At 60.5% G+C, this 20,873-nt stretch carries 18 protein-coding genes; all 18 read left to right on the top strand.

The annotated features are described in order from the left end of the window. Positions 1-234: 234 nt before the first annotated feature. A complete protein-coding gene (gene hpaR, locus NTU39_RS26580) occupies positions 235-732 on the top strand; it encodes a homoprotocatechuate degradation operon regulator HpaR (protein WP_039394138.1) in 498 nt (165 codons plus the stop codon). Positions 733-933: 201 nt separating this feature from the next. Beyond that, on the top strand, positions 934-1,989 hold the full coding sequence (locus NTU39_RS26575) for a branched-chain amino acid ABC transporter permease (protein WP_150663702.1): 1,056 nt from the start codon (positions 934-936) through the stop codon (positions 1,987-1,989). Positions 1,990-2,007: 18 nt separating this feature from the next. After that, complete coding sequence (locus NTU39_RS26570) at positions 2,008-3,804, top strand: branched-chain amino acid ABC transporter ATP-binding protein/permease (RefSeq protein ID WP_150663701.1); 1,797 nt, start codon at positions 2,008-2,010, stop codon at positions 3,802-3,804. Continuing rightward, on the top strand, positions 3,804-4,550 hold the full coding sequence (locus NTU39_RS26565; RefSeq protein WP_039394132.1) for an ABC transporter ATP-binding protein: 747 nt from the start codon (positions 3,804-3,806) through the stop codon (positions 4,548-4,550). The genes NTU39_RS26570 and NTU39_RS26565 overlap by 1 nt, the downstream gene beginning before the upstream one ends. A 2,709-nt stretch (positions 4,551-7,259) precedes the next feature. Then, entirely contained in the window at positions 7,260-9,242 is a 1,983-nt protein-coding gene (gene mnmG, locus NTU39_RS26560; protein WP_257958908.1) for a tRNA uridine-5-carboxymethylaminomethyl(34) synthesis enzyme MnmG, read from the top strand. Positions 9,243-9,254: 12 nt separating this feature from the next. Next, the gene (gene rsmG / locus NTU39_RS26555) at positions 9,255-9,932 is read left to right on the top strand and encodes a 16S rRNA (guanine(527)-N(7))-methyltransferase RsmG (RefSeq protein WP_257958907.1); all 678 of its coding nucleotides are present in this window, start codon (positions 9,255-9,257) and stop codon (positions 9,930-9,932) included. Further along, the gene (locus NTU39_RS26550; RefSeq protein WP_150663698.1) at positions 9,929-10,513 is read left to right on the top strand and encodes a lipocalin family protein; all 585 of its coding nucleotides are present in this window, start codon (positions 9,929-9,931) and stop codon (positions 10,511-10,513) included. The genes rsmG and NTU39_RS26550 overlap by 4 nt, the downstream gene beginning before the upstream one ends. 153 nt (positions 10,514-10,666) lie before the next feature. After that, positions 10,667-11,437, top strand: coding sequence for a ParA family protein (locus tag NTU39_RS26545; protein WP_150663697.1), 771 nt, complete (start codon positions 10,667-10,669; stop codon positions 11,435-11,437). A gap of 27 nt (positions 11,438-11,464) precedes the next feature. After that, positions 11,465-12,364 carry a ParB/RepB/Spo0J family partition protein gene (locus NTU39_RS26540; protein ID WP_150663696.1) on the top strand — a complete coding sequence of 300 codons (900 nt, stop codon included), beginning with the start codon at positions 11,465-11,467 and terminating at the stop codon, positions 12,362-12,364. Positions 12,365-12,511: 147 nt separating this feature from the next. After that, entirely contained in the window at positions 12,512-13,597 is a 1,086-nt protein-coding gene (locus NTU39_RS26535; protein ID WP_246184498.1) for an SLC13 family permease, read from the top strand. A gap of 243 nt (positions 13,598-13,840) precedes the next feature. Then, entirely contained in the window at positions 13,841-14,341 is a 501-nt protein-coding gene (locus NTU39_RS26530; protein WP_150663694.1) for an ATP synthase subunit I, read from the top strand. 69 nt (positions 14,342-14,410) lie between these two features. Beyond that, on the top strand, positions 14,411-15,259 hold the full coding sequence (gene atpB, locus NTU39_RS26525; RefSeq protein WP_150663693.1) for a F0F1 ATP synthase subunit A: 849 nt from the start codon (positions 14,411-14,413) through the stop codon (positions 15,257-15,259). A gap of 83 nt (positions 15,260-15,342) precedes the next feature. Next, positions 15,343-15,609, top strand: a complete 267-nt coding sequence (gene atpE / locus NTU39_RS26520) for a F0F1 ATP synthase subunit C (protein WP_010807762.1) — start codon at positions 15,343-15,345, stop codon at positions 15,607-15,609. Between the two features lie 125 nt (positions 15,610-15,734). Beyond that, positions 15,735-16,205: a F0F1 ATP synthase subunit B gene (locus tag NTU39_RS26515; protein WP_039394107.1), complete on the top strand. Its 471-nt coding sequence runs from the start codon at positions 15,735-15,737 to the stop codon at positions 16,203-16,205. Between the two features lie 2 nt (positions 16,206-16,207). Further along, a complete protein-coding gene (locus NTU39_RS26510) occupies positions 16,208-16,738 on the top strand; it encodes a F0F1 ATP synthase subunit delta (protein WP_150578084.1) in 531 nt (176 codons plus the stop codon). A 45-nt stretch (positions 16,739-16,783) separates the two neighbouring features. Beyond that, positions 16,784-18,325, top strand: a complete 1,542-nt coding sequence (atpA, locus tag NTU39_RS26505) for a F0F1 ATP synthase subunit alpha (RefSeq protein ID WP_150578083.1) — start codon at positions 16,784-16,786, stop codon at positions 18,323-18,325. Between the two features lie 88 nt (positions 18,326-18,413). After that, entirely contained in the window at positions 18,414-19,301 is an 888-nt protein-coding gene (gene atpG, locus NTU39_RS26500) for a F0F1 ATP synthase subunit gamma (protein WP_150663692.1), read from the top strand. 61 nt (positions 19,302-19,362) lie between these two features. Further along, positions 19,363-20,754 (top strand): F0F1 ATP synthase subunit beta, encoded by a 1,392-nt coding sequence (gene atpD / locus NTU39_RS26495; RefSeq protein WP_150663691.1) that lies wholly within the window; start codon positions 19,363-19,365, stop codon positions 20,752-20,754. Positions 20,755-20,873: the final 119 nt, after the last annotated feature.

The following is a 20,873-nucleotide window of genomic DNA, read 5'->3' as shown; positions in this document are numbered from 1 at the left end:
ATGCAGGCATGCCCCGCTGTTCCATCGGAAACATCTGCGGTAAAAGTGCCCGGTTTGACCAGCCGGGCCTAAAGAACGGGCGTTCGCGCCCGTTTTTTTTGAGCGTGGTAGTTTCGCGCATCGCAAAGAGACGGCAGGACATGCATTTGCGAGCGGCACATGAGAGGCCGCATTGTCCCAACCTGATCGCCGCAGCCGGGGGGCTGAACGGCCGATCCTTTCGAGCGTAAATCCATGACGGGTGAATTCGAACACCGCAACCTATCCCTGTTGTTGCTGCAATCGCGTGAAGCGGTAATGGGCCTGTTCCGGCCGTTACTCAATTGCTACGACATCACGGAACAACAATGGCGTGTCATACGCGCCGTCAACGATAGCGAATCCGGGGAAATGGAGATCGGGCAGGTGGCGCGCGAGTGCTGCATTCTCAGCCCGAGCCTGTCGGGCATGCTCGAACGCATGGAGGCGTCGGGTCTGATCATGCGCCGTCGCGTGGCGGCGGATCAGCGTCGCGTGATGGTCTCGCTGACGCCATCGAGCCGGGCGCTGTGCAAGAAGCTCGGCCCGCTGGTCGAGGAGCGCTACCGCTATCTGGAAGACAAAGTGGGACGTGACACGCTCGCCGAGATCTACCGGCTGATGGATGTCGTGCGCGAAGCCCTGCCGCCGGAGGTGCTGGCCGACGCGCCGTCGTTGCCGACCAAGCCCCGCCGACGTCGAAAAACGGGTTGAGATGTCGTCATCTCAGTAGTCACCCGGGTTTTACCAATGCATAACGGTTTATACAATTCATAATTCGCTGCGCTGCGACACGGGGATCGTGCGGGGTGCGCCGAAGTTGAAGGGGAACGGGGTGGCAGCGCGCTGCACCGTGCATCACACCGGCTGTCTCGCCAGCCGGTTCAAGAAGTACTCAAACGAAGTGAGAGGAGCATGGATCTTTCGATTGCAGCCATCCTGGCGCAGGACGGCATCACCACGGGTGCGATTTATGCCTTGCTGGCATTGGCGCTCGTGTTGGTGTTCTCCGTCACCCGCGTCATCTTCATTCCGCAGGGCGAGTTCGTGTCGTACGGCGCGCTCACGCTCGCGGCCATCCAGACCCAGAAGTTTCCGCTGACGAGCTGGCTGCTCGTGGCGATGGGCATTTGCACGTTCATCGTGGAGACGGCAAGCGTCTTGCGTCACAGTGAGCGGCGCAAGCTGGCGGGCCGCCTGGTGCCGGTGTTCGCGGGTAAATATCTCGTGTTTCCGATCGCCGTGTTCTTCGTGGTCAAGGCGATCTCGCCGATGACCTTGCCGATGCTCGTGCAGATTGCCGTCACGCTGTTGCTGGTTGTGCCGATGGGGCCGATGCTCTATCGCCTGGCTTATCAGCCGCTGGCGGAGGCGAGCACGCTGTTGCTGCTGATCGTCTCGGTCGGCGTGCACTTTGCGCTCACGGGCCTGGGACTGGTGATGTTCGGTGCCGAGGGTTCGCGCACGCAGGCGTTCTCGGACGCGAGCTTCAACATTGGCTCGGTGATGGTGTCCGGACAGAGTCTGTGGGTGGTGGGCGTGTCGGTCGTGATGATTCTGGCGCTGTACTTCTACTTCGACCGTTCGCTGTCGGGCAAGGCGTTGCGCGCGACGGCCGTGAACCGTCTGGGCGCGCGTCTGGTGGGCATCGGCACGGTGCAGGCTGGCCGACTGGCGTTCACGCTGGCGGCGGTGCTGGGTGTGCTGTGCGGCATTCTGATCGCACCGATCACGACCATCTATTACGAATCGGGCTTCCTGATCGGTTTGAAGGGCTTCGTGGGGGCGATTATCGGCGGTCTGGTGAGTTACCCGGTCGCGGCGCTCGGCGCCATTCTCGTGGGCCTGCTGGAGTCGTATTCGTCGTTCTGGGCGAGTGCGTACAAGGAGGTCATCGTCTTCACGCTGATTCTTCCGGTGCTGCTGTGGCTGTCGCTCACGAGCAAGCACGTTGAAGAAGACGAGGAATAAGCCGGGGCGGACCACAGAATGAAAAACAAATACTTCCTGATTTTCCTGGTGCTGCTGGCGGTGTTGCCGGTACTGCCAGCGCCGGTGCGTTTGCCTGAATACTGGGTGACGCTGCTTAACTACATCGGCTTGTACAGCATTGTCGCCATCGGTCTCGTGTTGCTCACGGGCGTGGCGGGCATGACCTCGTTCGGACAGGCGGCGTTCGTCGGTCTGGGTGCCTACGCGACGGCGTATCTGACGACGGCTTACGGCGCATCGCCGTGGCTCGGTCTGATCGTCGGCGTGGCGATTACGGCGGCTGCGGCGCTGGTCATCGGTGCGATCACGATGCGTCTGTCGGGCCACTTCCTGCCGCTGGGCACGATCGCCTGGGGTCTGGCGCTGTATTACCTGTTCGGCAACCTGGAGTTCTTGGGCAAGTACGACGGCCTGAACGACATTCCGACGATCAACCTGTTCGGCCTGGAGCTGGCGAGCGGGCGTCAGATGTACTACCTGATCTGGATCGTGGTGGTGCTGGCGGTGGTGTCGATCAAGAACCTGCTGGATTCGCGTCCGGGCCGTGCGATTCGCGCGCTCAAGGGCGGTGGCGTGATGGCCGAAGCGATGGGCGTGAACACGGCGTGGATGAAGGTGGTCGTGTTCGTCTACGCGGCGGTACTCGCTGCGATTTCGGGCTGGCTGTACGCGCACTTGCAGCGTGCCGTGAACCCGACGCCGTTCAACCTGAACCACGGCATCGAGTATCTGTTCATGGCGGTGGTCGGCGGCGTGTCCCACGTGTGGGGTGCGGTGCTGGGTGCGGCGATTCTGACGGTGCTCAAGGACTACCTGCAGAACATTCTGCCGGTGCTGCTGGGCGCGAACGGCAACTTCGAAACCATCGTCTTCGGCATCTTGCTGGTGTTGTTGCTGCAATATGCGCGCGATGGCGTGTGGCCGTTCTTCGGGAAGATCTTCCCGGCCCGACGTGTCGCGAAGGCGCCTGAGCAGGCTGAGCCGTTGGGACACCGTCCCAAGCCAGCAGTCGGCGAGGTGGTGCTCAAGCTTGAGAAGGCACGCAAGGAGTTTGGCGGCCTGGTTGCGGTGAACGACGTGTCGTTCGAAGTGAAGGCGGGCGAGATCGTCGGCCTGATCGGTCCGAACGGTGCGGGCAAGTCGACGACGTTCAACCTGGTGACCGGTGTATTGCAGGCAACGCGTGGCGAGATTTCGTTCCTCGGCGAGCGCATCGACCGTCTGCCGTCGCGTGAGATCGTCAAGCGCGGTATCGGCCGGACCTTCCAGCACGTGCGTCTGATGCCGCACATGAGCGTGCTCGAGAACGTCGCTATCGGCGCGTATCTGCGCGACAAGAACGGCCTGCGTCGTCGTCCGCAGGGTGGCGTGTGGTCGAGCGTGCTGCGTCTGGATCGTCACGAAGAAGCGATGCTGCTGCACGAAGCCAAGCAGCAGATCGAGCGTGTGGGTCTTGGTGCGCACATGTACGACGAGGCGGGCAGTCTGGCGCTGGGTCAGCAACGTATTCTGGAAATCGCGCGTGCACTGGCGTGCGATCCGACGCTGCTGTTGCTCGACGAACCGGCTGCGGGCCTGCGCTATAAGGAAAAGCAGGCGCTGGGCGATCTGCTCAAGAAGCTCAAGGACGAGGGCATGAGCGTGTTGCTGGTCGAGCACGACATGGACTTCGTGATGAATCTGACCGATCACCTGGTGGTGATGGAGTTCGGCACCAAGATCGCCGAGGGGCTGCCGGAAGACGTGCAGAAGAACCCGGCGGTGCTCGAAGCGTACCTGGGAGGAGTGGAGTGATGGCCGACGCAATTCTGGAGGTTAAGGACCTCGCCGTCGCATACGGCAAAGTCGAGGCGGTGCATGGTGCGCATCTTCGTGTCGGGGCGGGGCAGATCGTCACCGTGATCGGTCCGAACGGTGCGGGCAAGTCGTCGATGCTCAACGCGATCATGGGCGCACTGCCGCACAACGGGTCGAGCAAGGGCAGCGTGGCCTATCTCGGTCAGGAGATGTCAGCGCTGACGATTGAGGCCCGTGTGTCGCGCGGCATGTGTCTGGTGCCGGAGAAGCGTGAGCTGTTCTCGACGATGACCGTTGAGGACAATCTGCTGCTCGGCGCTTACCGTCGCAAGAAGGCGGGGGAGAAGAACTTCCTCGATCAGATGGACGTGGTCTATGAGCTTTTTCCGCGTCTGAAGGAGCGTCGCGTGCAGCAGGCGGGGACGCTGTCGGGCGGGGAGCGTCAGATGCTTGCGGTGGGCCGTGCGTTGATGGCCAAGCCGCAATTGCTGATGCTGGATGAGCCTAGCCTGGGTCTGGCGCCGCTGATCGTGAAGGAAATCTTTCACATCATCAACGACTTGCGTAAGACGGGCGTTGCCACGCTGCTGATCGAGCAGAACGCACGCGCGGCGTTGCAGGTCGCCGATTACGCCTACGTGATTGAGACGGGCGAGCTGGCCCTTGAAGGACCGGCGCAGGAGCTGGCTACCAATCCCAAGGTGATTGAGACGTATCTGGGGCTGGCTAAGAAGGCTGCCTGACGGTCGTTTGCTGTCGGTATGTAGTTCGACATACGTTGAGAAGGCCCGCCGGTTTAGCGGGCCTTTTTCGTTTCTGGCGCGGGCGATGGGGTGTTCGCTTTAGCCGGAGATGCAATCTGAACGGTCGTTCGATAGCACTATCCGTCCCTAATTTTTTTGGTCGACACCGGGGCTTCGCGTCAAACCATGCTAAGTCACTTATTCACAGTTGCTTGTGGATATGTGTGGGTAACTCAAATCTATGGCGCACTGCCGCAATAAGGGGTTGCGAGATTTTCTCGAAATTCTTGTGGAATTCGCCATTGAGGTTATCCACAGAAAAGCAAATTCCTACGGCGGATTTTTGTGTTTGGCGCCCGGATGTGGATAACGCGGATAAATGATCGCTGCCAAGACGGCGGTGGTGTTTGCTTTCAGCTTTGTTTGGCTATTTTCGGTTCTTGGTTTCACGTGGAACGAGGGTGGGGTTGGGGGGCTTTTCTTAACACCACGTCCCGCTAACACGGTGCCGTTCTCCCTCACTTCCGGGCAGTGGGGATCGACGGTACTCGGCTGTGCTCCACCTGAAAGTCGCTTCGCCAGAGTACCGTCGATCCCCACCTCTCATATTCCCGGAGACTTCGTCTCGGTTCGGCCTTTCGGCTAAATGTGGCGAAGTGGGGTGACGCGTGGAGTTCGCTCCATACAAGTAGGATGCATGCCTTTCTGAAAACCATCGGGTGCTATCGCGGCATTGTTCTTGTTGGCTTCCGGGCAGTGGGGATCGGGGGCACTCGGCTGTGCTCCACTTGAAAGTCGCTTCGCCAGAGCGCCCCCGATCCCCACCCCTCAAATGCCCTGATCATTCTCCGCCTACGTTTGTCACTGGCGCTAGGCCGGTCGACGCAAGCTCTGTGTTTTCGGTCTGGATGTCGTGCGTGCCACCGTTAGACCAACCACCTGGTGCTATGGCCGTGTCGTCCACACAAGCTTCCGGGCAGTGGGGATTGGGGGCACTCGGCTGTGCTCCACTTGAAAGTCGCTTCGCCAGAGTGCCCCCAATCCCCACCCCTCAATTGCCCGATTCCACCCTCAGGTGCTCATGCGAAGCTGGTTTCACGTGGAACGGTGTTGCTTTGGATGAGAGGCGCCAGTTGTCTGGTTTGAATATCACTAGGCAAATGTCATGGGTCAGCTAGCCCTCACGGCGTGTAAAGGAGAAAGGGCAGAGGTGCTGGTTCGCACAGGCCGAGCCGACGCCACGCGTTCGATATGCCATGTTAGAGAAGTGGAATAGGGCGGAGTTATCCAAAGAGCCGCGGCCTCTGCGGAGAAACAAGCTATAGCCCCGTGATCTACCCGGTTAGGTTTCGTGGCGTTTCACGTGAAACATTCCGGTGAACTTGCTGGCAGCCAGCCCCGGCAGTGGTGGCCGATACCCCGATCAGATCCGCGAACGGTTTTCTCGGAACTAGAGGCGGGGGAGGGGAAGTCGTTCGAGGATCGGCGATTTGGTTAACGAGGAACCGTAAGCCCGAGATATGTCGGCAACCAACGCCCTATCGTTTCACGTGAAACCGACATCGCCACTTCCACACCCGCTGCCCCGGGCAATTGAGTGGTGGGGATCGGGGGCACTCTGGCGAAGCGACTTTCAGGTGGAGCACAGCCGAGTGCCTCCGATCCCCACTGCCCGGACGGTTGAGAGGACGGCGCGATGTTGGCACCCAGTGGTTTTAGCATGCCCCACATAGCATTCATACGAGTGAGGACAGGGGCCGAATTGGGAATCCCGGCGGAGCGGTGAATCGTCGGCGCTAGTTCACCGACCGCTTCGATGTTTCACGTGAAACAGTGCCACGATCATCGCGCGGGCGGCTGGCCCCGGGCAATTGAGTGGTGGGGACCGGGGGCACTCTTGGCGAAGCGACTTTCAGGTGGAGCACAGCCGAGTGCCACCGATTCCCACTGCCCGGACGGTTGAGAGGACGGCGCGATGTTGGCACCCAGTGGTTTTAGCATGCCCCACATAGCATTCATACGAGCGAGGGCAGGGGCCGAATTGGGAATCCCGGCGGAGCGGTGAATCGTCGGCGCTAGTTCACCGACCGCTTCGATGTTTCACGTGAAACAGTGCCACGATCATCGCGGGGGCGGCTGGCCCCGGGCAATTGAGTGGTGGGGATCGGGGGCACTCTTGGCGAAGCGACTTTCAGGTGGAGTACAGCCGAGTGCCACCGATTCCCACTGCCCGGATGGTCGAGAGGACGGCGCGATGTTGGCACCCAGTGGTTTTAGCATGCCGCACATAGCATTCATACGAGCGAGGGCAGGGACTGATATTGGAGGTCTGGCGGAGTGCTGAGTAGTCGGCTCGAATCGACCGACCGCTTCGATGTTTCACGTGAAACAGTGCCACGATCATCGCGGGGGCGGCTGGCCCTGGGCAATTGAGTGGTGGAGATCGGGGGCATTCTGGCGAAGCGACTTTTAAGTGGAGCACAGCCGAGTGCCCCCGATCCCCACTGCCCGGAAGCTTGTGGGTGCGACGAGGTGCTCGCACCGCAGGGTTTTTTCTCGCCTGAAGAACGGTCAACTCCCCGTCGAAGCATCAAAAGACATCAACGTTCCACGTGAAACACGAGTGCAGTTACAAATGATGCATCGCAATACCGCTATAATTCCGCAATTACCGAATCCAGAGAGTTTGCCGTCAGCGGCAATATTGCGATGCTTTATCCGACCGAGTTTGACGTGATCGTGGTGGGTGGCGGCCATGCCGGTACCGAGGCTGCGCTCGCCTCGGCCCGCATGGGCTGTAAGACACTTCTACTCACCCACAATATCGAGACGCTCGGCCAGATGAGCTGCAATCCCTCCATCGGTGGGATCGGCAAAGGCCACCTCGTCAAAGAGGTGGATGCGCTCGGCGGCGCGATGGCTGCCGCTACCGACGAGGGCGGGATTCAGTTTCGTATTCTGAATTCGTCCAAAGGGCCCGCCGTTCGTGCGACCCGTGCTCAGGCCGACCGGCTTCTCTACAAGCAAGCCATCCGCCATCGCCTCGAGAATCAGCCGAATTTATGGCTCTTCCAACAAGCCGTGGAAGATCTTATTGTCGAAGGCGACCGCGTTGTCGGGGCGATCACGCAAGTCGGACTGCGCTTCCGCGCCCGTGCTGTGGTGCTCACCGCAGGGACTTTCCTCGACGGCAAGATTCACGTCGGTCTGAACAACTACGTCGGCGGCCGTGCCGGTGATCCCGCTGCCATCAGCCTCTCCGCGCGCCTGAAAGAGTTGAAGTTGCCGCAAGGTCGGTTGAAGACGGGTACGCCGCCGCGTATCGACGGACGTTCCATCGATTTTTCCGTCCTCGAAGCACAACCAGGTGACCTGGATCCGGTGCCGGTTTTCTCGTTCCTCGGACGCCCCGAACAGCACCCGCGCCAAGTGCCGTGCTGGGTCACGCATACCAACGAACGGACGCACGACATCATCCGTGGCGGCCTCGACCGCTCGCCGATGTACACAGGCGTCATCGAGGGCGTCGGGCCGCGCTATTGCCCGTCCATCGAAGATAAGATCCATCGCTTTGCCGATAAGACGTCCCATCAGATCTATCTCGAACCGGAAGGTCTGACGACCAACGAGTACTACCCGAACGGTATCTCCACCAGCCTGCCTTTCGATGTGCAACTGGAACTCGTCCGCTCGATGAAGGGGATGGAGAACGCCTACATTCTGCGTCCCGGCTACGCCATCGAGTACGACTACTTCGATCCGCGCGGTCTGCGCAGTTCGCTGGAAACCCGCGTGATTTCGGGACTGTTCTTTGCCGGACAGATCAACGGCACGACCGGCTACGAAGAAGCCGCCGCACAGGGGCTGCTCGCTGGTATCAACGCCGCACTGCAAGTGCAGGGCCGCGAAGCCTGGTGTCCGCGTCGCGATCAGGCCTACCTTGGTGTGCTGGTCGACGATCTGATCACTCGAGGCGTGTCCGAGCCGTATCGCATGTTCACCAGCCGCGCGGAATATCGCCTGTCGCTGCGTGAAGACAACGCGGATATGCGTCTGACGGAAGTGGGCCGCGAATTAGGCGTTGTCGACGATATTCGGTGGGAAGCGTTCTGTCGCAAGCGCGATGCTGTTTCACGTGAAACAGAACGTCTCAAATCGACGTGGGTGAATCCGAAGACGTTCCCGGCGGAAGATGCGGTGCCGCTGCTCGGTAAAGCCATCGATCATGAGTATTCGCTGGCCGACCTGCTCCGCCGCCCGGAAGTCGGCTACGACGCGCTGATGGCAGTGCAGGGCGGTCGTCTCGCGCCCGAGTCCGCGCTGTCGGACGACGTACTGCAAGCCAACCAGATTCGCGAGCAGATCGAGATTGCGGTCAAGTATCAGGGCTACATTGACCGTCAGGCCGACGAGATCGTGCGCAAGGAAGCGAACGAGAACACGGTGCTGCCCGCCAGCATCGATTACAACGACGTTCGCGGGCTGTCGATCGAGGTGCGTCAGAAGCTGAATGCACAACGACCGGAAACGCTGGGTCAGGCCTCGCGCATTTCCGGCGTTACGCCCGCGGCGATCTCGCTGCTCATGATCCACCTGAAGAAGGGACTCGGACGCCGTCGCGCGTCAGGGGAAGCGACGGCGGACACCGATGTTGCCACTGATGGCGACACCGGCGGTCAGCACGCTGCCTGACGCGGAGACCTCATGACTGCTCCGCGTAATGCCGCACAAGGCGGCAACGAACTCGCTACTTTGTTGGCTGACGGCATCGAACAGCTCGGTCTGACGATCGGTGCCGAGCAACAAGCACGCCTGCTCGACTATCAGATGCTACTGGCGAAGTGGAATGCCTCGCTGCAAATGACCTCGATCCGCGATCCGCGACAGATGGTCGTCAAGCATTTGCTCGATTCGCTCTCGATTCTGCCGCGACTGGATCGCGAGCCGATTTCACGTGTGCTGGATGTCGGTTCGGGCGGTGGCCTGCCCGGTGTGGTGCTGGCGATTGTGCGTCCGGACTGGCAAGTGACGGTGAACGACATCGTTCACAAGAAAACCGCCTTTCTGACGCAAGCCCGTGCCACGTTCAAGCTGACCAATCTGACGGTCGTGACCGGCCGGGTTGAGTCGCTCGTCGTCGGCAAAGAAGTGCCCGCACCGTTCGATGCCATCGTCTCGCGCGCCTTCGCCGAATTGAACGACTTCGTCACGCTCGGCCGTAACTTGCTGGCCCCCGGTGGCAGCTTCTGGGCGATGAAGGGCGTGGCGGCCGAAAGCGAACTGACGTTGCCTGATGGCTACGCGCTGGTCGAACGGCTGGCACTGAACGTGCCATTTCTCGACGCCGAGCGTCATCTGCTCCGCGTGAAGGTGGCGGCATGACCCGCGTGACACGTTGGACCGGCGCTGTGATGGTCGGATTGTCGGTGGTGGCTGCCGTGGCCTGGGCGCAATCCGGGCAGGAATCGCTCACGACGCGCGTGCGTCCCGTGCAAAAGATCGATAAGGCGCGCTATGTCGGCACCTGGTACGAAATAGCACGCTACCCGAATTTCTTCGAGCGAAAATGTGTGTCGGACGTGACCGCAGAATACGTGGCGCGTCCGGACGGCAAGATCGAAGTCACCAACAAGTGTCGTAAGGAAGATGGCACCTGGGTGAGCGATACCGGTCTGGCACGTACGGATGGGCAGGGCACAGGCACCGCACGCTTCAAAGTGACGTTTGCACCGGACTGGTTGCGCTGGATTCCCTGGCTTTGGGCCAACTACTGGGTTATCGTGCTCGACGGTGACTATCAGTATGCCGCTGTCGGAGAGCCAGGGCGGGAGTATCTTTGGATCCTTTCGCGCTCGCCGAAGATCGACGACGACACGCTGAATCAAATGCGTGCCCAGTTGCGCAAGCAAGGCTACGACACCGACAAACTGGTGTTGACGCCGCAAAAGGCCAGTGCACCCTGAGCACCTTCGGCAATAACTGAGCTTTGCTCAGATAATCGAATTAGCGGGATGCATCCGCTACGGGCAGCATGAAGCGTTCGCGCCCGGACTTGCATCCCGGCACCATCTGCATCAATCGCATCAACACGGCAGCAATCGGAGGACTACATCGGCATGGCGAAAATTTTCTGCGTGGCCAATCAGAAGGGCGGCGTCGGCAAGACGACCACCACGGTGAACCTCGCTGCCGGACTGGCGTCGCACGGGCAGCGTGTCTTGTTGGTCGATCTGGACCCCCAGGGCAATGCGACGATGGGTAGTGGCATCGACAAGGCCGCGCTCGAGACGAGTATCTATGAAGTGCTGGTTGACGGCATCGACGTGAGCGCGAGCTGCCAGCGTTCGGAGTCCGGCAACTACGATGTGGTGCCTGCGAACCGCGAACTGGCCGGTGCCGACGTGGAGCTCGTGTCGCTCGAAAATCGCGATACGCGCCTGAAGCAGGCGCTTGAGAAGGTCGACGACGCCTACGATTTCGTCCTCATCGATTGCCCGCCGACGCTCTCGCTGCTTACGCTCAACGGCCTGTGCGCCGCGCACGGCGTGATCATTCCGATGCAGTGCGAATATTTCGCGCTCGAAGGGCTGTCCGATCTCGTCAACACGATCAAGCAGGTGCACGCGAATCTGAACCGCGACCTGAAGGTGATCGGCCTTTTGCGCGTGATGTTCGATCCGCGTATCACGCTTCAGCAACAAGTCTCGGAGCAGCTCAAGGAGCACTTCGGCGACAAGGTTTTCAACGCGATCATCCCGCGCAATGTGCGACTCGCCGAAGCGCCGAGTTACGGCATGCCGGGTGTCGTCTTCGATCCCGCTTCGCGCGGCGCGAAGGCGTATCTGCAATTCGGCGCGGAAATGATCGCGCGCATTCAAACTATGTAAGGCGCATTCGCGCAGGAACGCATTGTCATGGCGACCAAGACCAACGCACTGAAAAAAAAGGGCCTGGGCCGCGGCCTCGAAGCGCTGCTGGGCGCTCACGCCGATAACCACAACGGCGCGACCGAGGCGAGTGCCGAAGGCGCGCCGTCGGTGATGGCGCTCGATCGCCTTCAGGCAGGCAAGTATCAACCGCGTACGCGCATGGACGAAGGCGCGCTGCAGGAACTCGCCGCGAGCATTCGCGCGCAAGGTCTGATGCAGCCGATTCTGGTGCGTCGTGTCGATGGTGAGAAGTACGAAATTATTGCGGGCGAGCGACGTTTTCGCGCTGCACGTCTCGCTGGCCTTTCCGAAGTGCCGGTGCTCGTGCGCGATGTTCCCGATGAAGCCGCCGCCGCGATGGCGCTCATCGAGAACATTCAACGCGAAGATCTGAATCCGCTCGAAGAAGCGCAGGGCATTCAACGTCTGCTCGGCGAATTCAATTACACCCACGAGCAAGCCGCCGAATCGCTGGGACGTTCGCGCAGCGCAGTGTCGAACCTGCTGCGTCTGCTGAACCTCGCGAATCCCGTGCAAACGATGCTGCTCGCTGGCGATCTCGACATGGGCCATGCGCGCGCGCTGCTCGCCGTCGACGCGGCCACGCAGATCACGCTCGCCAACCAGGTGGTGAACAAGCGTCTGTCGGTGCGCGACACGGAACGCATCGTGAACGCATCGCTCAAGCCGCAGGGCGATGGCATTCGTCGCCGCTCGGCAGAAGAGGGCGGTCGCGATGTGACGCGCCTCGAAGAGGAACTCTCGGATCTGCTCGCGTCGAACGTCAAGATCAAGGTCGGCCGCAAAGGGGCCGGACAATTGACGATCGAGTTCGGCAGTCTCGATGCACTCGACGGTATCCTCGCGCGCATTCGTGCCGAGTAATTTCGGTATCCTGACTATACTCTCGTGAGCGATCCGTCCGATGATCCGCTAGCGGCGTCGGAAGGGACGTCGAGTGCGGCACCGCACCCGCACGTCGCATCAGGTGTTGTGCGAGTCAGGCATGTTTTGCATGCGACGTTTGAGCGCGTGCGAAGCGATCGCGTGCTGCTCATCCTGCTGATCGCCTTCGTCGTGCTTCAGATCGCGAAGCCCGCAAGCGTTGGCGAGCTGTTCGCGCGCATCGACCAGCACACGATTCTGACGCTCGCCGGTTTGCTGATGCTCACGCGGGCCATCGATCAGAGCGGGTTTCTCGATTGGCTCGCACAACGATTGCTGCGCGCGTTTCGCACTGAACGTCGTCTTGCATTGTTGATGGTCACCTTCGCTGCGGCACTGTCGACGCTGCTGACCAACGACGTCGCGCTCTTCGCCGTGGTGCCGCTCGCGCAGTCGCTCGCACGGATCGCCCCCGTGCGCATCGAGCGACTGATCATTTTCCTCGCACTGGCCGTCAATGCCGGTTCAAGTCTCACGCCGCTCGGCAACCCGCAGAACCTCTTCCTCTGGCAACACAGCGGTATGGGCTTCGGTGCCTATGTCGTCATGATGACGCCCGTGACGCTCGGGCTCATGGCCTTGTTGCTCGTCGTTTGCGCTTTCGCCTTCGATTCGCGCGCGCTGCACTTTCAGCGACGTGGTCCCGCACACGATGTGCGCTGGCCGTTGCTATGGATCGCGCTCGCTTTGTTCGTCGCTTTCGTGGCGATGGCCGATCATGGGTTCGCCGCGTGGGCATGCGCGGGCGTTGCGGCGGTGCTGCTGATTGCGCGTCGCAATGCAGTGCTGGGCATCGACTGGCTGCTGCTGGCGATCTTCGTGCTGATGTTCGTGGTGTTGCGCGGTGTGGCCGGTTTGCCGGACGTTCGTACGGCGCTCGGGCATTTCGACTTCACTGGCAATGCGATGGCCTACGGCGGGGCTGCGGTGTTGTCACAATTCATCAGTAACGTGCCTGCAGCGATTCTGCTTGCCGAATACACGCAGAACTGGCCTGCGTTGGCGCATGGCGTCGCGGTCGGTGGTTTCGGGCTCGCTGTGGGGTCGCTCGCGAACCTGATTGCATTGCGCATGGCGAAATCGCAGAAGATCTGGTGGCACTTTCATTACCTTTCGATACCGTTTTATCTGGTGGCACTGCTCATCGGCTTTGTTGCTCTGAAATGGGTTTGAACGCGCACGGAACGTAGCCCAGTTGCGGGGAATGTGCGGCCTTTGCGCGTAATACCGCGCTGCACCATGAGGAAAATTGCACTCCGTGAGAGTTGCCGCCAAATCGAAGCATGCACTGTGCAGTTTCGGCGAATTTGTTGCGCGTTTAGATTGACTGGCCTTCGTAATTTCCCGTAAAATCTCGCGGGTTTAACTGCTTGAAGAGCCCATTCGTTTGCACGAGTCGGGCGGGGAGGCTACGAGATGACCGATCAAAACCGGTCGAACTTGGAACCGAAACCGCAAGCGCCGGCGCATGCAACAGAGGCTTGGGACGACGAGCAGGAGCAAGAAACTATCGTTCCGCTCACGCGTGCGCAGGCCGAGCGCCTGTTCGGTCCCGATGTGGGGCGCGCATCCCGTGTGACTCCATTCAGGGTGGTGGGAGCCCAGGTGCTGTTGTCGCTGATAGCGACACTGGCCTGGTGGTTGCTCTCGGCATCGCCACGAGACGCGGCGGTGTCTGCATGGCTGGGCGGAATGATTGGATGGATACCGGGCGCATTGTTTGCGCTGCGGTTAAGAATGTCAGGTGATCGCCTCTCCGTCGGTTCGTTAGTGATGGGAGAAGCGGTCAAGGTAGTTACGACGATCGCGTTGTTGGTGGCAGTAGCGTTCGGTTACCCCGGTGTGCAGTGGGTAGCGTTCCTGGTCACCTTCGTGCTTACGCTCAAGGCCTATTGGCTGGCGATGGCACTGAAGTAGCGGTGAGAAACCGCTCACGCGTCGACACGCTACCGTGTGCGGATTTTCATAATTGGGTGTTTGATCGCTATGTCAGTAGAAGCCGGCCACGCTCCGAACCCGTCGGAGTACATTTCGCACCACCTGCAGAACCTTGCGAGCTCGACTCAGACTAGCATCGTCGATTTCTCGATCATCAACTGGGACACCATGTTCTGGTCGATCGCGATGGGCGTTCTGGGCTGCTTCATTCTGTGGATGGCAGCACGCAAGGCAACCTCGGGCGTGCCGGGCCGTTTCCAGGCTGCGGTCGAAATGCTCGTCGAAATGGTCGAAGACCAGTCGAAGAGCATCGTGCACGGCAATCGTGCCTTCATCGCCCCGCTCGCGCTGACCGTGTTCGTCTGGGTCGCGCTCATGAACTCTCTGGACCTGCTGCCGGTCGATCTGCCGTCGAAGGTGATCGGCTGGGTGGGTCTGGATTCCATCATCACGCATCACCGTATCGTTCCGACGGCCGACCTTAACGGCACGCTCGGTATCGCGGTCGGCGTGCTCATTCTGATGCTGTACTACAGCTTCAAGATCAAGGGCGCCGGCGGCTTCATGCACGAGCTGTTCACCGCACCGTTCGGTAACCACTTCCTCCTGTGGATCCCGAACCTGCTGCTCAACATCATCGAATTCTGTGCCAAGACCGTGTCGCTCGGTATGCGACTGTTCGGCAATATGTACGCCGGCGAACTGGTGTTCCTGCTGATCGCTCTGCTGGGCGGTATCTGGAGCTTTGGCGCAGATGCGTCGGTGCTGGGTTTTGTCGGTCACATCATTGCCGGCACCGCATGGGCGATTTTCCACATCCTGATCGTGTTGCTCCAGGCGTTCATCATGATGATGTTGACGTTGGTGTATATCGGCCAGGCGCACGACCATCACTGATCGGTCGATGCGGTAGTTACGAGTTTTCCAAGTTTAGTTTTTCAAATTTTCAAGTTTTAAGTCTCTATCCATAAGGAGTAATCATGCAAGCTTTCATCGCCAACATCCAGGGTCTGACCGCTATCGGTATCGGTATCATCATCGGTCTGGGTGCTATCGGTGCCTGCCTGGGTATCGCACTGATGGGCGGCAAGTACATCGAAGCATGCGCACGTCAGCCTGAACTGATGAACCCGCTGCAAACGAAGATGTTCCTGCTGGCCGGCCTGATCGACGCTGCATTCCTGATCGGCGTGGGCGTTGCCATGCTGTTCGCCTTCGCGAACCCGCTGCTGTCGAAGCTCGCTTAAGTTACTTTCGGCCGGTCGCGCCATGACCCGCGCGGCCAACTGGACATGAACGGCGCGCCCAAGCCAGCAGGCATAATGGGGCGCGCTGTTTTGCCAATCGATTCGCATCACCGAAAGGAAACACCGTGAACATTAACGCAACTCTGTTCGCGCAAACCGTCGTGTTTCTGATCCTGGCGTGGTTCACGATGAAGTTCGTGTGGCCGCCGCTGATCAAGGCTATCGACGAACGCGCGAAGAAAATCGCTGACGGTCTGGCCGCTGCCGATAAGGGCAAGGCTGAACTGGAAGCCGCCAACAAGCGCTCCACGCAAGCCCTCGCGGAAGCCCGCGACGAAGGCGCGAAGCGTATTGCCGACGCCGAGAAGCGCGCTCAGGCCGTGGCCGAAGAGATCAAGACGCAGGCGCAAGCCGAAGCGGCTCGTATCATCGCCAACGCCAAAGCAGAAGCCGAGAATCAGGCCGTCAAGGTCCGTGAATCGCTGCGCGAAGACGTGGCTGGTCTGGCAGTGAAGGGCGCCGAGCAGATCCTGAAGCGTGAAGTCGACGCCAAGGCACACGCCGACCTGCTGAACCAACTCAAGGCAGAGCTCTGATCATGGCCGAACTCGCAACCATCGCTCGTCCGTATGCCGAAGCGTTGTTCCGCGTGGCCAAGTCCGGCGATCTGAATCGCTGGGCGCAGCTCGTGCGTGAACTGTCGCAAGTGGCAGCGCTGCCCGAAGTGGCCAACCTGGCCGACGATCCGAAAGTGACGCCGTCGCAAGTTGTCGACGTGCTGACCACTGCCGTGAAATCGACCGACGCCGAAGTGCGCAACTTCGTCGCCGCTGTGGTCGAAAACGGTCGTCTGGTTGCCATGCCGGAAATCGCCGAACAGTTCGAAGCGTTGAAGAACGCTGCTGCCGGTTCGGCAGACGCCACGATCGAAAGCGCCTTCCCGCTCGAAGGCGAGCAATTGACCTCGCTGGTCAAGGGCCTCGAGCACAAGTTCGGCTGCAAGCTCAACCCGAGCGTGACGGTAGACCCGTCGCTGATCGGCGGCGTGCGTGTGGTGGTTGGCGACGAGGTGCTGGACACTTCGGTGCGCGCCCGCCTGGCGGCTATGCGGACGTCGCTGACGGCCTGAGGCCGGCGCGAAACGCCTGCGAAGAATTGAATATCAGGAGCACATATGCAACTCAATCCCTCTGAAATCAGCGAACTGATCAAGAGCCGGATTCAAGGTCTCGATAGCGGCGCCGAAGTCCGTAACGAAGGCACCGTGATCTCGGTGACTGACGGCATCTGCCGCATTCACGGCCTGTCGGACGTGATGCAGGGCGAAATGCTGGAATTCCCGGGCAATACGTTCGGTCTGGCACTGAACCTCGAGCGCGACTCCGTCGGCGCCGTGATTTTGGGCGAATACGAGCACATCTCCGAAGGCGACACCGTCAAGTGCACGGGCCGCATTCTGGAAGTGCCGGTCGGCCCGGAACTGAAGGGCCGCGTCGTTGACGCACTGGGCCTGCCGATCGACGGCAAGGGTCCGATCAACGCGAAGGAAACCGACGCAATCGAAAAGATTGCCCCGGGCGTGATCTGGCGTAAGTCGGTCTCGCAGCCGCTGCAAACCGGTACGAAGGCTATCGACGCCATGGTGCCGATCGGCCGCGGCCAGCGTGAGCTGATCATTGGTGACCGTCAGACGGGTAAGACCGCTGTCGCCATCGACACGATCATTTCGCAGAAGGGCAAGGGCGTGACCTGCGTCTACGTCGCGATCGGCCAGAAGGCTTCGTCGATCATGAACGTGGTGCGCAAGCTCGAAGAGCACGGCGCGATGGAATACACGATCATCGTGACCGCCACCGCTTCGGACTCGGCCGCCATGCAGTTCATCGCACCGTACTCCGGTTGCACGATGGGCGAATACTTCCGCGATCGCGGCGAAGACGCGCTGATCATTTATGACGACTTGACCAAGCAAGCCTGGGCCTATCGTCAGATCTCGCTGCTGCTGCGCCGCCCGCCGGGCCGCGAAGCTTACCCGGGTGACGTGTTCTATCTCCACTCGCGTCTGCTTGAGCGTGCTGCCCGCGTCTCGGAAGAGTACGTCGAGAAGTTCACGAACGGCGCAGTCAAGGGCCAAAGCGGCTCGCTGACGGCACTGCCGATCATTGAAACGCAAGCCGGTGACGTGACCGCATTCGTTCCGACGAACGTGATCTCGATTACCGACGGCCAGATCTTCCTGGAAACCGACCTGTTCAACGCCGGTATCCGCCCCGCAATCAACGCCGGTATCTCGGTGTCGCGTGTGGGTGGTGCTGCTCAGACCAAGGTCATCAAGAAGCTGTCGGGCGGTATCCGTACCGACCTCGCACAGTACCGTGAGCTGGCTGCGTTCGCGCAGTTCGCCTCGGACCTGGACGAAGCTACCCGCAAGCAGCTCGAGCGCGGCCGCCGCGTGACGGAACTGCTCAAGCAGCCGCAATACGCGCCGCTGCAAGTGTGGGAACTGGCTGTGTCGCTGTTCGCCGCCAACAACGGCTATCTGGACGATCTCGACATCGCTCAGGTTCTGCCGTTCGAAAAGGGTCTGCGCGAAGTTCTGAAGACGAGCCATGGCGCGCTCATCGGCCGCATCGAAGAGACCAAAGATCTCTCGAAGGACGACGACGCTGCTCTGCACGCTGCGATCAAGGACTTCAAGAAGACCGGCGCTTACTAATCCGGTTGAATCGGCAACTATTCAACGGACCCGGGAAGGCGCGATGTTCAGGCAGCAACGAACGTCGCGCCGAGACAAGGAGTAAGCAATGGCTGGAATGAAGGAAATTCGCGGCAAGATCAAGAGCGTGCAAAACACGCGCAAGATCACCAAGGCCATGGAAATGGTGGCCGCGTCGAAGATGCGCAAGGCGCAGGAACGCATGCGTCATGCCCGGCCGTACGCTGACAAGGTGCGCCAGATCGCCGCGCATATGGGCCAGGCGAATCCGGAATACCACCACCCGTTCATGGTGAAGCATGCGGACGCGAAAGCGGCCGGCATCATCGTGGTGACGACGGACAAGGGCCTGTGCGGCGGCTTGAACACCAACGTGCTGCGTGCCGTGGTGAGCAAGATGAAGCAAATCGAAGCACAGGGCCTGAAGATCGAGGCCACCGCTATCGGCGGTAAGGGCTTCGGCTTCATGAACCGTATCGGCGCGAAGGTGGTATCGCACGTTGTGCAACTGGGCGACACGCCGCATCTGGACAAGCTGATCGGTGCTGTGAAGCTGCAGCTCGACGCGTATGCCGAAGGCAAGCTCGACGCCGTTTATCTGGCTTACAACCGCTTCGTCAACACGATGAAGCAGGAAGCCGTGGTCGAACAGCTGCTGCCGCTGCCCGAGAAGTTCGAAGGCGAGTCGGACGACGCGAGCGCCGTGCCGGCGCAGCACTCGTGGGACTACATCTACGAACCGGACGCGAAGACGGTCGTCGATGCCCTGCTGGTGCGTTACGTCGAAGCTGTCGTGTATCAGGCAGTCGCAGAGAACATGGCGTCGGAACAGTCCGCCCGCATGGTGGCCATGAAGGCCGCGTCGGACAATGCAAAGACCGTGATCGGTGAATTGCAGATGGTCTACAACAAGGGCCGTCAAGCAGCGATTACGAAGGAACTGTCCGAAATCGTGGGTGGCGCCGCCGCAGTTTAAGCGGTGGCACGGGCCGATGCGCCGCAAGGCGAAATGAATTTGAGTATCTAAAGGAAAAGCGATGAGTACTGCTTTGATTGAAGGCAAAATCGTACAGTGCATCGGCGCCGTTATCGACGTGGAATTCCCGCGCGAAAGCATGCCGAAGATCTACGACGCGCTCACCATGGAAGGTTCGGAACTGACGCTCGAAGTCCAGCAACAGCTGGGCGACGGTGTGGTTCGCACCATCTGTCTGGGTTCCTCCGAAGGCCTGCGCCGCGGTATGACGGTGCAAAACTCGGGTAAGCCGATCACGGTGCCGGTCGGTAAGCCGACGCTGGGCCGCATTATGGACGTGCTTGGCCGTCCGATCGACGAAGCCGGTCCGATCGCCCAGGAAAACACCCGTTCGATTCACCAGAAGGCTCCGGCATTCGACGAGCTGTCGCCGTCGACGGAACTGCTCGAAACCGGTATCAAGGTTATCGACTTGATCTGCCCGTTCGCCAAGGGCGGTAAGGTGGGTCTGTTCGGTGGCGCCGGTGTGGGCAAGACCGTGAACATGATGGAACTCATCAATAACATTGCCAAGGAACACGGCGGTTATTCGGTGTTTGCCGGTGTGGGCGAGCGTACCCGTGAAGGGAACGACTTCTACCACGAAATGAAGGACTCGAACGTTCTGGACAAGGTCGCACTGGTCTACGGCCAGATGAACGAGCCGCCGGGCAACCGTCTGCGCGTCGCACTGACCGGTCTGACGATGGCCGAGCACTTCCGTGACGAAGGTCGCGACGTGCTGTTCTTCGTGGACAACATCTACCGTTTCACGCTGGCCGGTACCGAAGTGTCGGCACTGCTCGGCCGTATGCCGTCGGCCGTGGGCTATCAGCCGACGCTGGCTGAAGAAATGGGCAAGCTGCAAGAGCGTATTACGTCGACCAAGACCGGCTCGATCACGTCGGTGCAAGCCGTGTACGTGCCTGCCGATGACTTGACCGACCCGTCGCCGGCAACCACCTTCGGTCACTTGGACGCCACCGTCGTTCTGTCGCGTGACATCGCCTCGCTGGGTATCTACCCGGCAGTCGACCCGCTCGACTCGACCTCGCGTCAGATCGACCCGAACGTGATTGGCGAAGAGCACTACGCGGTCACCCGTGGTGTGCAATCGACGCTGCAGCGTTACAAGGAATTGCGCGACATTATCGCGATTCTGGGTATGGACGAACTGTCGCCGGACGACAAGCTGGCCGTGGCCCGCGCTCGTAAGATCCAGCGTTTCCTGTCGCAGCCGTTCCACGTGGCAGAAGTGTTCACGGGCTCGCCGGGCAAGTACGTTCCGCTCAAGGAAACGATCCGCGGCTTCAAGATGATCGTCGACGGCGAATGTGACCACCTGCCGGAACAAGCGTTCTACATGGTTGGCACGATCGACGAAGCGTTCGAAAAAGCCAAGAAGATGCAGTAAACGGTTGAGTGCCGGGCGACGGCGGTGTCTCGCAAGAGGCGCCACCGCAGCTCGGCAGGTGACTGTTGCGGGGCGGGGTAGCGAGGCGAGGGCGGCAACGTCCGGACTGGCGCGCCTGC

This window comes from Pandoraea commovens, from assembly GCF_024704525.1.
Classification (GTDB): domain Bacteria; phylum Pseudomonadota; class Gammaproteobacteria; order Burkholderiales; family Burkholderiaceae; genus Pandoraea; species Pandoraea commovens.
Note: the sequence above shows the minus strand (reverse complement) of the source record. Positions and strands in the feature narration are given on the sequence as shown.